The sequence below is a fragment of the Burkholderia catarinensis genome (assembly GCF_001883705.2).
Lineage (GTDB): Bacteria > Pseudomonadota > Gammaproteobacteria > Burkholderiales > Burkholderiaceae > Burkholderia > Burkholderia catarinensis.
Genome location: NZ_MDEQ02000014.1, coordinates 62565 through 76913, shown reverse-complemented (window position 1 = coordinate 76913; position 14349 = coordinate 62565). Strand labels below are relative to the sequence as shown.

At 68.5% G+C, this 14349-nt stretch carries 12 protein-coding genes; 10 read left to right on the top strand and 2 right to left on the bottom strand.

From position 1 onward, the window contains the following. The first annotated feature begins 103 nt into the window (after positions 1–103). Positions 104–1744 carry an ABC-F family ATP-binding cassette domain-containing protein gene (locus BFF94_RS22730; protein WP_219139870.1) on the top strand — a complete coding sequence of 547 codons (1641 nt, stop codon included), beginning with the start codon at positions 104–106 and terminating at the stop codon, positions 1742–1744. Positions 1745–1760: 16 nt separating this feature from the next. Here the strand turns inward: BFF94_RS22730 and BFF94_RS22725 are convergent, their stop codons facing one another. Further along, positions 1761–2840: an MBL fold metallo-hydrolase gene (locus tag BFF94_RS22725; protein ID WP_219139869.1), complete on the bottom strand. Its 1080-nt coding sequence runs from the start codon at positions 2838–2840 to the stop codon at positions 1761–1763. A 304-nt stretch (positions 2841–3144) separates the two neighbouring features. On the opposite strand from BFF94_RS22725, the gene aceK reads away from it, so the two are divergent. The 9 genes from aceK to bioB all read left to right on the top strand — a co-directional run bounded on the left by aceK (position 3145) and on the right by bioB (position 13330). Next, complete coding sequence (gene aceK / locus BFF94_RS22720; protein ID WP_128841664.1) at positions 3145–4962, top strand: bifunctional isocitrate dehydrogenase kinase/phosphatase; 1818 nt, start codon at positions 3145–3147, stop codon at positions 4960–4962. 56 nt (positions 4963–5018) lie between these two features. Continuing rightward, on the top strand, positions 5019–5786 hold the full coding sequence (gene can / locus BFF94_RS22715) for a carbonate dehydratase (protein WP_128841663.1): 768 nt from the start codon (positions 5019–5021) through the stop codon (positions 5784–5786). 99 nt (positions 5787–5885) lie between these two features. Continuing rightward, positions 5886–6563: an SDR family oxidoreductase gene (locus BFF94_RS22710; RefSeq protein WP_128841662.1), complete on the top strand. Its 678-nt coding sequence runs from the start codon at positions 5886–5888 to the stop codon at positions 6561–6563. Between the two features lie 38 nt (positions 6564–6601). Beyond that, positions 6602–7039, top strand: a complete 438-nt coding sequence (locus BFF94_RS22705; protein WP_219139868.1) for a YchJ family protein — start codon at positions 6602–6604, stop codon at positions 7037–7039. A 106-nt stretch (positions 7040–7145) separates the two neighbouring features. After that, on the top strand, positions 7146–8420 hold the full coding sequence (locus tag BFF94_RS22700) for a dienelactone hydrolase family protein (protein ID WP_128841660.1): 1275 nt from the start codon (positions 7146–7148) through the stop codon (positions 8418–8420). 467 nt (positions 8421–8887) lie between these two features. Continuing rightward, a complete protein-coding gene (gene bioA / locus BFF94_RS22695; protein WP_128841659.1) occupies positions 8888–10234 on the top strand; it encodes an adenosylmethionine--8-amino-7-oxononanoate transaminase in 1347 nt (448 codons plus the stop codon). Beyond that, on the top strand, positions 10231–11553 hold the full coding sequence (bioF, locus tag BFF94_RS22690) for an 8-amino-7-oxononanoate synthase (protein ID WP_246637389.1): 1323 nt from the start codon (positions 10231–10233) through the stop codon (positions 11551–11553). The genes bioA and bioF overlap by 4 nt, the downstream gene beginning before the upstream one ends. After that, positions 11550–12269, top strand: a complete 720-nt coding sequence (gene bioD, locus BFF94_RS22685) for a dethiobiotin synthase (protein WP_128841657.1) — start codon at positions 11550–11552, stop codon at positions 12267–12269. Before bioF ends, bioD begins: the two co-directional genes overlap by 4 nt. A 41-nt stretch (positions 12270–12310) precedes the next feature. After that, positions 12311–13330 (top strand): biotin synthase BioB, encoded by a 1020-nt coding sequence (gene bioB, locus BFF94_RS22680; RefSeq protein ID WP_128841656.1) that lies wholly within the window; start codon positions 12311–12313, stop codon positions 13328–13330. A 79-nt stretch (positions 13331–13409) separates the two neighbouring features. Here the strand turns inward: bioB and BFF94_RS22675 are convergent, their stop codons facing one another. Then, positions 13410–14327: a LysR family transcriptional regulator gene (locus BFF94_RS22675; protein ID WP_128841655.1), complete on the bottom strand. Its 918-nt coding sequence runs from the start codon at positions 14325–14327 to the stop codon at positions 13410–13412. Positions 14328–14349: the final 22 nt, after the last annotated feature.

Sequence of the window (14349 nt, the reverse complement as noted above, 5' to 3'; positions counted from 1 at the left end):
CCGGACGCCAGCCAAAGTGAACAACTAAGCCTTCCCAAAATGTTTTCGCCGCCGTGCCACGCACGCCGCGCGCGAAGGTCTTCACGCATTTTCGGAGGTGCTTATGGCTGCAGCCACGCCCACCGGCGCGCTCGTCGCGCTTCATCACGTTTCCTTCCGCTTCGACGACGGCGTCACGCTGTTCGATTCGCTCGACCTTTCCATCGACCGCACGCCGACGGGCATCGTCGGCCGCAACGGCATCGGCAAGAGCCTGCTCGCGCAATTGATCGCGGGCCGCTGCACGGCGAGCGCGGGGACGATCGACCGGCATACGCCGGTCGTCTACGTCGCGCAGCAGCACGACGACGCAGCGGCCGGCCCGCGGAGCGTCGCGCAGATCGCCGCGCTCGATGCGCCGCTCGGCGCGCTGGCGCGTCTCGCGGACGGCCGCGCGGAGCCGCACGACTTCGACCTGATCGGCGATCGCTGGGATCTCGCCGAGCGGCTGCGCACGGCGCTCGACGCGGCCGGCCTGCACGACGTGCGCCCCGATACGCCCGCGCAGGCGCTGAGCGGCGGGCAGCTCGCGCGTGTCGCGCTGATCGGCGCCATGCTGTCCGGCGCCGGCCTGCTCGTGCTCGACGAACCGACCAACCATCTCGACGCACCGGGCCGCGCGTGGCTGCGTGCGGCGCTCGACGGCTGGCGTGGCGGCCTCGTGATCGTGAGCCACGACCGCGCACTGCTGGCCGGCGTGCAGCGCATCGTCGAGCTGACGCCGCAAGGCGCGCGCTCGTACGGCGGCAACTACGCGCTCTATCGCGCGCAGCGCGACGCGGAACAGGATGCCGCGCAAGCGGCGCTCGATCATGCGCGCACCGAGCGCGGACGCGTCAGGCGCAGGCTCGAACAGGAACACGACACGATCCAGCGTCACGCGGCCGCGTCGCTGCGCAATGCGAAGACGGTCAACCTGTCGTCGGGGGCGCGCCAGAGCCGCAAGGGGGCGGCACGCAACATCATGGGGACGGTCCTGCGTCATCAGAGCGACTTCAAGGCGACGCTCGACGAACGCGTGCAGGAAGCGGCGGCGCGCGTCGAAGCCGACGCACCCGTGCTCGTGTCGCTGCCGGGCACCGGGATCAGCGCGCGCCGTCAGCTGTTCACGCTCGAACGCGCGCAACTGCCGTGGCGCGTCGCCGGCGCTGCCGAGGCGATCACGTGGTCGGCGAGCGGCGCCGTGCGCATCGCGCTGACGGGCCCGAACGGCTGCGGCAAATCGACGTTGCTGCGGATGCTCGCGGGCGAACTCGCGCCGCGTTCAGGCACCTGCACGACGCACGTGAGCGCCGCGTATCTCGACCAGCGGCTCGCGCTGCTCGATCCCGGACGTTCGATCGTCGAGCAGTTGGGGCTGCTCGATACGCCGCTCGCCGAAGGCGACCTGCGCAGCCGCCTCGCGCTGCTGCAGCTCGACGCGGCGCGCGCGACGCAGCCGGCGCGGCAACTGAGCGGCGGCGAACGGCTGAAGGCCGCGCTCGCGTGTGCGTTGTGGCGCGGCACGCCCGCGCAATTGCTGCTGCTCGACGAGCCGACCAATCACCTCGATCTCGAATCGGTGCGCGCGATCGAAGCCGCACTGGCCGGCTTCCCGGGCGCGATCGTGGTCGCGTCGCACGACCCCGCGTTTCTCGCGGCGCTCGAACCGACGCACACGATGCAATGGCATCGCGACGGGTGGCGTTACGAACCCGTCGGGTAAGCAGAACGAGGCGCTGTCAGCCGGCGGTGCGGAACCGCAGCACGCCGTCGTCGCCCTGCTCGCGCACGAGTTCGCCCGCGAGCCACAGCAGGTTCAGGTGCGCGAGCGCCTCGCCGAGCGCGAACGTCATCTGGTGGATATCGAGCTCGCGGCGGCGGAACATGATCGGCACGATGTCGGCCGCGCTCATCGGCTGTTCCGCGCACGCGACGCGTACCTCGTCGAGCCGCGCGTCGTGGTGTTCGCGCAGTTGCGCGATACGCGTGCGCACGCCGCGGAACGGCTTGCCGTGCGACGGCAGCACCAGCGTGTCGGGCGCCATCGTCTCGTAGCGGCCGAGCGACTGCAGGTACAGCGCGAGCGGGTTCGCTTCCGGCTCGAGGTCGAACACGGACACGTTCGTCGAGATGCGCGGCAGCACCATGTCGCCGGAGATCAGCACGCCGTCCGCTTCGCTGTGCAGCGCGCAATGTTCAGGCGAATGGCCGAAACCGGTCACGACGCGCCACGTGCGCGCGCCGATCGTCACCGCGTCGCCTTCGCGCAGGCGCCGGTAGCGCGGCGGCACGGCCGGCACGAGATCCGAGTAGTAGTTGCGGCGGTTGCGCAGCTTGTCGAGCGCGGCCGGATCGGTCAGCCCGTGGCGCGCGAAGTGATCGGCGGCGGCCGCGCCGCCCGCGTTCGAGCCGTTGCCGGCCGCCATCAGGCAGCCGAACAGGTATTCGCCGAGCGTCATCCACAGCCGCACGTTCCAGCGGCCCTTGTCGCCGCCTTCGCACAGCCAGTTCGCCAGACCGAAGTGATCGGGATGGCAGTGCGTGACGAGCACGCGCAGCACGGGCAGGCCGTCGAGATGCGTGTCGAAGATCTGCTCCCAGTGCGTGCGGATCGCATCCGACGAGATCCCGCAATCGACGATCGTCCAGCCGGCCTGCCCGTCGATCTCGTCGCGCAGCAGCCAGAGATTGATGTGGTCGAGCGAGAACGGCAGCGGCATGCGCAGCCAGCGCACGCCGGGCGCGACCTCGAACGTGTCGCCCGCGGCGGGCAGCGTGTCGGCGAAGGGATAGTCGAGTTGGTGTTCCAGTGCGTTCATCGGTGGGGCGTCTCGTCGTTGTCTGTGCGAATGCGCGCCGGCGGCGGGCCATGGCGGGCGTTGCGTCGATTCTATCGCCGTCCCGCGGAACGCGTGCCCGGCCGCCGCCGGCCCGTCAAAAAAAGTTCGTGCCAGAATCGGTTCCGTACCCGTATCTTTACGCGAAGATGCACCGAACGGTACCCAACGGTGGATAACCCGCCGCTTGCCGGCCGGCCATGCATCGCCGCAAAGTCTTTGAAAAGCCCGCTTGGGCGCTAAAATGGCGAGTGCTTACAGCCCCTCCCGAACGAGCCTGCACGCGATGAATCACTTCCCCAAACTGCTGTCGTCGCAGATCGGTTTCGACATCGCACAGACGATGCTCGAAAACTTCGATCGCCATTACCGGATCTTCCGCGAAGCGGCGGTCGATGCGAAGACGCTGTACGAGCGCGGCGACTGGCACGGGCTGCAGCGGCTCGCGCGCGAGCGGATCACGTCGTACGACGATCGCGTGAAGGAATGCGTCGAGGTGCTGGAAGACGAATACGATGCGGAGAACATCGACGACGAAGTGTGGCAGCAGATCAAGCTGCACTACATCGGCCTGCTCACGTCGCACTGCCAGCCCGAGTGCGCGGAAACCTTCTTCAATTCGGTGTGCTGCAAGATCCTGCACCGCTCGTACTTCAGCAACGATTTCATCTTCGTGCGCCCGGCGATCTCGACCGAGTATCTCGAGAACGACGAGCCGGCCGCGAAACCGACCTACCGCGCGTACTATCCGGGCACCGACGGGCTCGCGGTCACGCTCGAGCGTATCGTCACGAACTTCCAGCTCGAACCGGCGTTCGAGGATCTCGCGCGCGACATCGCGTGCGTGATGCAGGCGATCGACGACGAATTCGGCCGCTTCGACGAAGCGCCGAATTTCCAGATCCACGTGCTGTCGTCGCTGTTCTTCCGCAACAAGAGCGCGTACATCGTCGGCCGCATCATCAACGCCGACCGCGTGCTGCCGTTCGCGGTGCCGATCCGCCACGTGCGTCCGGGCCTGCTCACGCTCGACACCGTACTGCTGCGCCGCGACCTGCTGCAGATCATCTTCAGCTTCTCGCACTCGTATTTCCTCGTCGACATGGGCGTGCCGTCCGCGTACGTCGACTTCCTGTGCACGATCATGCCCGGCAAGCCGAAGGCGGAGATCTACACGTCGGTCGGCCTGCAGAAGCAGGGCAAGAACCTGTTCTACCGCGACCTGCTGCACCACCTGTCGCATTCGAGCGACCGTTTCATCATCGCGCCCGGGATCAAGGGCCTCGTGATGCTCGTGTTCACGCTGCCGTCGTTCCCGTACGTGTTCAAGATCATCAAGGATCAATTCCCGCCGCCGAAGGAAACGACGCGCGCGCAGATCATGGAGAAGTACCAGCTCGTGAAGCGTCACGACCGCCTCGGGCGGATGGCCGACACGCTCGAGTATTCGAGCGTCGCGCTGCCGCTCGCGCGGCTCGACCACGCGCTCGTGCGCGAGCTCGAGAAGGAAGTGCCGTCGCTGCTCGAATACGAGGACGGCAATCTCGTGATCAAGCACCTGTACATCGAGCGCCGGATGACGCCGCTCAACCTGTACCTGCAGAACGGCACCGACGCGGACGTCGAGCACGGCGTGAAGGAGTACGGCAACGCGGTGAAGGAGCTGATGAAGGCGAACATCTTCCCCGGCGACATGCTGTACAAGAACTTCGGCGTCACGCGCCACGGCCGCGTCGTGTTCTACGACTACGACGAGATCGAATACCTGACCGACTGCAACGTGCGCCGCGTGCCGCTGCCGCGCAACGAGGAAGACGAGCTGTCCGGCGAACCGTGGTATACCGTCGGCCCGCACGACATCTTTCCGGAGACCTACGGGCCGTTCCTGCTCGGCGACCCGCGCGTGCGCGGCGTCTTCATGAAGCATCACGCGGATTTTTTCGATCCCGCGCTGTGGCAGGCGAGCAAGGACAAGCTGATGCAGGGCGAATTGCCCGATTTTTATCCGTACGACGCAGCATTGCGCTTTTGCGTACGCTACCCCGCGCGCTTCGGCGCGACGGACCAGAACGACGGCGCAGGCGACGCGCAGCGCGCCGCCTGACGCCGGTTACACCGAACCCGCCAGCACCCTGATTTCCGCACACGGAATCCACACTGATGAACACCCAAGTCAATCCGCTTTCACACCTGTTCGACAACAACGACGCCTGGGTCAAGCGCAAGCTCGCCGACGATCCGGAGTTCTTCACGCGTCTCGCCGACCAGCAGGCGCCGGAATATCTGTGGATCGGCTGCTCGGATTCGCGCGTGCCGGCGAACCAGATCATCGGGCTGCCGCCGGGCGAAGTGTTCGTGCACCGCAACATCGCGAACGTCGTCGTGCACAGCGACCTGAACTGCCTGTCGGTGATCCAGTTCGCGGTCGACATCCTGCGCGTGAAGCACATCATGGTCGTCGGCCACTACGGCTGCTCGGGCGTGAACGCGGCGCTGCACAACCGGCGCGTCGGCCTCGCGGACAACTGGCTGCATCACGTGCAGGACGTGCGCGAGCGCCATGCGGCGCTGCTCGACGAATGGCCGGTGGGCGAAGCGCGCTATCGCCGCCTGATCGAGCTGAACGCGATCGAGCAGGTCGTCAACGTGTGCCGCACGACGATCGTCAACGACGCATGGGCGCGCGGCCAGTCGCTCACCGTGCACGGGCTCGTGTACGGCGTGCACGACGGGCGGATGCGCAACCTCGGGATGGCCGTGTCGAACTTCGACGCGCTCGACGAAACCTACAAGCGCTGCGTCGCCGCGCTCACCGCACGCGGCCAGCACGCACCCGACAACGACATGGTCGCGGCGGACGCGGCACGGCTCGACGACGTCGCGCAGGCGGTCGCCGACACGCTGAAGCCGTGCGGGGACGCGAAGTAACGCCGAAGCCTCCGCGGTGCCACAACGCGGCCACGACACGCATCGAACGAATCTGACGCCGGGACTGCCAAGGCGGTGCCAAGGAAAGGAGCGACGAGCATGAAAACCATATTGATCGTTGGCGCATCGCGCGGCCTCGGCCGCGAATTTGTCCGGCAATACCGGCGCGACGGCTGGAACGTGATCGCCACCGCGCGCGACGAAGCGTCGCTCGCCGCGCTGCGCGCGCTCGGCGCACAGGCGCATGCGCTCGACATCGCGCAGCCCGAGCAGATCGCGGCGCTCGGCTGGAAGCTCGACGGCGAGCGGCTCGATGCGGCCGTGCTCGTATCGGGCGTCTACGGGCCGCGCACCGAGGGCGTCGAGGCGATCACCGCCGAGGATTTCGACGCGGTCATGCATACGAACGTGCGCGGGCCGATGCAGTTGCTGCCGATCCTGCTGCCGCTCGTCGAGGATGCGCGCGGCGTGCTGGCGGTCGTGTCGAGCCGGATGGGCAGCATCGCCGAGGCGACCGGCACGACCGGCTGGCTGTACCGCGCAAGCAAGGCCGCGCTGAACGACGTGCTGCGGATCGCATCGCTGCAGACCCGCCACGCCGCCTGCATCTCGCTCCATCCCGGCTGGGTGCGCACCGACATGGGCGGCGCGCAGGCCGCGATCGATCCGGAAACCAGCGTGACCGGCATGCGCCGCGTGATCGCCGAATCCGGCGCGGACGTGTCGCAGGCAAACGGCCGGTTCTTCCAGTACGACGGCATCGAGCTGAGCTGGTGAGCATGCCGACAACCAATCGTCGTTAATTCCCGTTTCGCATGATTTTGAACCGACCTGACGCGTGCCCGTGCGGCGGCGCGTCCCCCGCTCCCGCCGGCAAAGCCCCGGCGCCGCGCTACGCGGCCTGCTGCGGCCGCTTCATCGACGGCGGCGAAGCCGCGCCGACCGCGCTCGAGTTGATGCGCTCGCGGTACAGCGCGTACGTGCTCGGCGCGACCGGCTACCTGCGCGCGACGTGGGCGGCGCGCACCTGCCCGCCCGATCTCGACACCGACCCCGACGCGCCCGACGCGCCGCGCTGGCTCGGCCTCGCGGTAAAACGCCATGTGCCGCTCGACGAACGGCACGCGGAAGTCGAATTCGTGGCCCGCTACAAGGTTGGCGGACGCGCTTACCGGCTCCACGAGACGAGCCGTTTCGAGCGCGACGAGCAGGGTTTCTGGCGCTATGTCGACGGCGAAGTAAGCGAACGCTGACAAATTGTTGCTGTGTCAGACGCCGGGTAATTCCCGCATTGCACAACCCGATTTTGTCGGGCTACGATGACCTCGAATTGGTCATGTTGCATGGCGGGGCTTACGAATGGCGTTCAGCAAGGTATTGGTGGGATGGATGGCGGCCGGTGCGCTGTCGGCCGCTCAGGCCGGTACGCTGCCGAACGCGAATACGGGTGCCGGCACCGCCAGCGGGCCGCTCGCCCACGCCGAGCGCTTCGATTACGGCGACTCGAACCTGCCGCAGGTCGCGGCCGGCCTCAACGAGCAGATCCTCCGCATTCCGGCCGATGCGTCGGGCTCCGTCACGCTCGAGGCGACGCTCTTCAAGCCGGACGGCCCCGGCCCGTTCCCGCTCGTCGTCTTCAACCACGGCAAGAACACCGGCGATCTCCATTTGCAGCCGCGCAGCCGGCCGCTCGCGTTCGCACGCGAATTCGTGCGTCGCGGCTATGCGGTGATCGCGCCGAACCGCCAGGGCTTCGCCGGTTCGGGCGGCACGTACCAGCAGGAAGGCTGCGACGTCGGCAAGAACGGCCTCGCGCAGGCCGCCGACGTCGACGCGACGGTTCGCTACATGTCGCGCCAGTCGTACGTCGATGCGTCGCGCATCGTCGTCGCCGGCACGTCGCACGGCGGCCTCGCATCGATCGCGTACGGCACCGAAGCCGCACCGGGCGTGCGCGGCATCATCAACTTCTCCGGCGGGCTGCGCCAGGACCTGTGCGACGGCTGGCAGCGCAACCTCGTCGACGCGTTCGACCAGTACGGCGCGCACACGGCCGTGCGGTCGCTGTGGCTGTACGGCGACAACGATTCGGTGTGGACGCCCGCGCTCGTCGCGCAAATGCACGACGCGTACGTGTCGCACGGCACGCAGGCCCGGTTCATCGATTTCGGCCGCTACAAGGACGACGCGCACCGGCTGATCGTCGATCGCGACGGCGTGCCCATCTGGTGGCCGGCCGTCAATGCATTCCTCGCGCAACTGAACCTGCCGACCTCGGTACGCTATGCGGTCGCGAACCCGCACGAGCCCAAGGCGACCGGCTATGCGTCCATCGACGCGGTCAACGCGGTGCCGTATGTCGACGAAGCCGGCCGCGAAGGCTATCGCCGCTTCCTGAACCAGCATCCGAGCCGCGCGTTCGCGGTGTCGTCGGCGGGCGCGTGGTCGTGGGCCGAAGGCGGCGACGACCCGATGGCGCTCGCGCTCGACAATTGCGCGAAGCAAGACGCGGGCGCGTGCCGGCTGTATGCGGTCAACGACCGCGTCGTGTGGAACGCGAACACGACGCAGACGGCCGACAACGGCGACGGCAACACGCGCGACACCGATACGCGCGCGCTGGCTTCGCGCTGACGCGCGGCGGCCCGCACGCCGCGCCCCTTCTGCTTTCTCCGCGGTTCTCCCGCTCGCGATCGCGCCGCGCGCCGTCGCATGCCGTTCCGGCAGCCCGTTTTCACACCCGATTCCGCAGATCATTCGGCCGCCGCCTTTCGCGCGTGACGTCACCTCGCTTCACCAACCCGCTCTACCGCGCCCTTCTTCGATCCCCGATTTTTCGCGATCGCGCCGCCCCGTACCCCGCGATTTTTCCTGTCGGGGGGTGTCACTCGAACGTCGTCATCTGCGGCCATTTCCACGCATCCGCCGCGTACCGTTCCGAGCGCCCCTGAACTGCGCCGAACTCCCGCTCCACAAGGCTTTGCGGCGTTTGTAACCGCTAGTGCAACGTGTCGCGGAACACGCTAATCTCAGCGCGTTTCGTGTCTCGCTGCGCGGCATCCCGTCGATGCCGCGCAGCCGTTTTACCCCCCGGAGTTGCCTTGAGTACGCCAGCCACCGACGACTGGGTCGCGCGCAGCCTGCGCGCGGTCTGGCATCCCTGCACCCAGATGAAGCATCACGAGCGCCTGCCGCTCGTCCCCGTCGCGCGCGGCGCGGGCGTGTGGCTGTACGACCGCGACGGCCGCCGCTACTTCGACGCGATCAGTTCGTGGTGGGTCAACCTGTTCGGCCATGCGAACCCGGACATCAACGCGGCGCTGAAGGACCAGCTCGACACGCTCGAGCACGCGATGCTCGCCGGTTGCACGCACGAGCCCGCGATCGAGCTCGCCGAGCGGCTGCACGCGCTCACCGCGCGCACGCTCGGCCATGCGTTCTTCGCGTCGGACGGCGCGTCGGCCGTCGAGATCGCGCTGAAGATGAGCTTCCACGCGTGGCGCAACCGCGGCCGCGCGGGGAAGCAGGAATTCGTCTGCGTCGCGAACAGCTATCACGGCGAGACGATCGGCGCGCTCGGCGTGACCGACGTCGCGCTGTTCAAGGATGCGTACGACCCGTTGATCCGCCATGCGCATGTCGTCGCGTCGCCCGATACGCGCGGCGCGCTGCCGGGCGAGACGGCCGCCGACGTCGCGGGACGCGCGCTCGCGGACGTGCGGCGCCTGTTCGCCGAACGCGGCGACCGGATCGCCGCGCTGATCGTCGAGCCGCTCGTGCAATGCGCGGCCGGCATGGCGATGCACGATCCGTCATACGTGCGCGGGCTGCGCGCGCTGTGCGACGAATTCGGCGTGCACCTGATCGCCGACGAGATCGCGGTCGGCTGCGGCCGCACGGGCACCTTCTTCGCGTGCGAGCAGGCCGGCGTCTGGCCCGATTTCCTGTGCCTGTCGAAGGGCATCAGCGGCGGCTACCTGCCGCTGTCGCTCGTGCTCACGCGCGACGACGTGTTCGCGGCGTTCTACGACGACGACACGACGCGCGGCTTCCTGCACTCGCATTCGTACACGGGCAACCCGCTCGCGTGCCGCGCGGCGGTCGCGACGCTCGACCTGTTCGCACGCGACGACGTGCTCGCGGCCAATGCCCGCAAGTCGGCGACGATGCGCGCGGCGCTCGCGCCGCTCGATGCGCACCCGCAGGTGCGCCACCTGCGCGAGCGCGGCACGCTGTTCGCGTTCGACGTCGCGCTCGACGGCGATGCGGCGCGCGGCTTCTCGCGGCGCTTCTTCGAACGCGCGCTGGAGCGCGAACTGCTGCTGCGCCCGATCGGCACAACCGTGTACCTGATGCCGCCGTACGTGATGAGCGACGACGACATCGCGTGGCTTGCGCAGCGCACGCGCGACACGCTCGACGCAACGCTGGAGGAAATCGGCCGATGACACAACAGCCCCCACGCTCACTTCGTTCGCTGTCGACCGGAGTTGGCGCTTCGGCGCTTACTCCGGTCCCATGCACGGCTCCCCCCGAGGGGGCTGCCGCCTCCCTCGGGACGGCCCGGCGGGAGGCAGTGACGAACCCTCTGCTCGACACCCTGCAACGCGGTCTCGCCGATCTCGACGCGCAAGGGCTGCGCCGTGTGCGCCGCACCGCCGACACCGCGTGCGACGCGCGCATGACCGTCGACGGCCGCGAGATCGTCGGCTTCGCTAGCAACGACTATCTCGGCCTCGCCGCGCACCCGGCGCTCGTCGCCGCGTTCGCCGAAGGCGCGCAGCGCTACGGTTCCGGCAGCGGCGGCTCGCACCTGCTCGGCGGCCATTCGCGCGCGCACGCGACGCTCGAGGACGAACTCGCGGGCTTCGCGGGCGGCTTCAGCGACGCGCCGCGCGCGCTGTACTTCAGCACCGGCTACATGGCGAACCTCGCCGCGATGACGGCGCTGACGGCCAAGGGCGCGACGATCTTCTCCGACGCGCTGAACCACGCGTCGCTGATCGACGGCATGCGGCTGTCGCGCGCGAACGTGCAGGTCTATCCGCATGCGGACACGGCCGCGCTCGCCGCGCTGCTCGAAGCATCGGATGCCGAAACGAAACTGATCGTCAGCGACACCGTGTTCAGCATGGACGGCGATGTCGCGCCGCTCGCCGAACTCGTCGCGCTGGCCGAACGTCACGGCGCATGGCTCGTCGTCGACGATGCGCACGGCTTCGGCGTGCTTGGCCCCCAGGGCCGCGGCGCGCTCGCGGCGGCCGCGCTGCGTTCGCCTCATCTCGTGTACGTCGGCACGCTCGGCAAGGCTGCCGGCGTCGCGGGCGCATTCGTGATCGCGCACGAGACCGTGATCGAATGGATGATCCAGCGCGCGCGCAGCTACATCTTCACGACGGCCGCGCCGCCGGCCGTCGCGCACGCGGTATCGGCCAGCCTGAAGGTGATCGCGGGCGACGAAGGCGACGCGCGACGCGCGCATCTCGCCACGCTGATCGAACGCACGCGGGCGCTGCTGCGCAACACGCGCTGGCAGCCGGTCGATTCGCACACGGCCGTGCAGCCGCTCGTGATCGGCAGCAACGACGCGACGCTCGCGGCGATGCGCGCGCTCGACGCACACGGCCTGTGGGTGCCCGCGATCCGGCCGCCGACGGTGCCCGTTGGGACGTCACGGCTGCGCGTATCGCTGTCGGCCGCGCATTCGTTCGACGATCTCGCGCGGCTCGAAGCCGCGTTGATCGAAGCCAGCGAGGAAGCTGCATGACGGCCCCGCTCTCCCTTTTCGTCACCGGCACCGACACCGAAATCGGCAAGACCTTCGTATCGGCCGCGATGCTGCACGGCTTCGCGCGGCACGGCCTGCGCGCGGCGGCCCTGAAGCCCGTCGCGGCCGGCGCGTATGAACGCGACGGCATCTGGCGCAACGAGGATGCGGACCAGCTCGACGCGGCCGCGAACGTCGTGCTGCCGCCCGAGCTGCGCACGCCGTTCCTGCTGAAGGCCCCGGCCGCGCCGCATATCGTCGCCGCGCAGGAAGGCGTGACGCTCGATCTCGACACGATCGTCGCGTGCCATCGCGAAGCGCTGACGCGCGCGGATGTCGTCGTCGTCGAAGGCGTCGGCGGCTTCCGCGTGCCGCTGAACGACACGCAGGACACGGCCGATCTCGCGGTCGCGCTCGGCCTGCCCGTCGTGCTCGTCGTCGGCGTGCGGCTCGGCTGCATCAGCCACGCGCTGCTGACGGCCGACGCGATTCGCCAGCGCGGCCTCACGCTCGCGGGCTGGGTCGCGAACCACGTCGACCCGGCCATGTCGTTCGCCGACGAGAACGTCGCGACGCTCCGCGACTGGCTCCAGCGCGAACACCACGCGCCGCTGCTCGGCCGCATCGCGCACATGACGCCGGCCGCCCCCGAATCCGCCGCGGCGATGCTCGACATCGCCTCGCTCGTCGAGACGCTGCGCACCGCGCGGCCTTGACTCAACTCATCCCCCAATCCCGCCCAGGACAGGAAAACGAAATGACCCAAGCCCAGACCGCCGCCGTGCAACCCGACGCGATTCCCGTGGCTGCGCCGGCCCCGCAGCGCTGGCGCGTCGCCGACGTCGTCGCGCTGTTCGCACTGCCGTTCAACGACCTGATCTTCCGCGCGCAGCAGGTGCATCGCGAGCACTTCGACGCGAACGCGGTGCAGCTGTCGACGCTGCTGTCGATCAAGACGGGCGGCTGCGAGGAAGATTGCGGCTACTGCTCGCAGTCGTCGCATCACGACACGGGCCTGAAGGCCGAGAAGCTGATGGACGTCGACACGGTGCTCGATGCCGCGCGCGCGGCGAAGGCGAACGGTGCGAGCCGCTTCTGCATGGGCGCCGCGTGGCGTAACCCGAAGGAGCGCCACATGCCGGCGCTGACCGAGATGGTGCGCGGCGTGAAGGAACTCGGCCTCGAGACCTGCATGACGCTCGGCATGCTCGAGGACGAACAGGCGCAGCAGCTCGCCGGCGCGGGCCTCGACTACTACAACCACAACCTCGACACGTCGCCGGAGTTCTACGGCCAGGTGATCTCGACGCGCACGTACCAGGACCGCCTCGACACGCTCGACCGCGTGCGCGATGCAGGCATCAACGTGTGCTGCGGCGGCATCATCGGGATGGGCGAATCGCGCCGCGAGCGCGCGGGCCTGATCTCGCAGCTCGCGAACCTGAACCCGTATCCGGAATCGGTGCCGATCAACAACCTCGTCGCGATCGAAGGCACGCCGCTCGAAGGCACGGCGCCGCTCGACCCGTTCGAATTCGTGCGCACAATCGCGGTCGCGCGCATCACGATGCCGAAGGCCGTCGTGCGCCTGTCGGCCGGCCGCGAGCAGCTCGACGATGCGATGCAGGCGATGTGCTTCCTCGCGGGCGCGAACTCGATGTTCTACGGCGACCAGCTGCTGACGACGAGCAACCCGCAGACGCAGCGCGACCGCGCGCTGTTCGAACGTCTCGGCATCCGCTCGAGCCAGGCCGACGCGCTGTCGGAAAACGCGTAAGCGGCACCCGCCGGCGGGCCCGGCCCGCCAACGAAAAAGCCGGGATGCGTCCCGGCTTTTTTACGCCCTTGCGCACCGCTCAGGTCGCGCCGCCCAGTGCGCGCGGCTCCATGAACGTGTGCCGGAAGTAGTCGCGCACCGCGTGCATCGCGGGGCTCAGCTCGATGTTCTTGCGCCACGCGAGGCCGACGCTCATCGGCGGCACCGGATCGCGCAGCACGATCGTCTCGATACGCCGCCCTTCGAGCGACCATGGGCGATACACCATGTCGGACAGGATCGCGACGCCGCTGCCGTTCGCGACCATACTGCGCACGGCCTCGACCGACGATGTGCGCAGGATCACGTTCGGCCGGTACGGTGTCTCGTTCCAGTAGCGCAGCGCCGTCTGCCCGGCCTCGTCCACCGTCAGCATCACGAACGGCTCGTGCGCGACCTCCGCAAACGTGACGCTCTCGCGACCGAGCAGCGGATGATGCGCGCCGACCCACAGCCGGCGCACCGAATGGATCACGGGCTCCAGCACGAGCTCGGGATTCGACACGTTCGACGTGAGCAGCACGGCCATGTCGTAGCGGCCCGCGATCAACCCTTCCTCGATCGACTCGCGGTTCAGCTCGTGCAGGTGGATCGTCAAGCGCGGATAGAGCGTATTCAGCCGCAGCACGTGATGCGGCAGGAAATAGCCGAGCACCGTGTAGCTCGCGGCGATCGCGAGCGTGCCGGTCAGCGTGCTTTCGAGATTCGGGATCCGCATCGCCTCGTCGACCGACGACAGGATCGTGTACGCATGATTGAGAAAGCGCCGCCCGGTATCGGTGAGCGTCACGCCCGCCGACGTGCGCAGGAACAGCTGCGTGCCGAGATTTTCCTCCAGCTCCTTGATCGCGCTCGTCACGGCCGACTGCGAGATCGTGAGCTGGATCGCGGCCTGCGAGATCTGTCCGAGCTCGGCGGTCGCGACAAAGTACTTGAGCTGTCTGAGGGTCAGGGCCATGTCGGGTGGAAAACTGATGGGT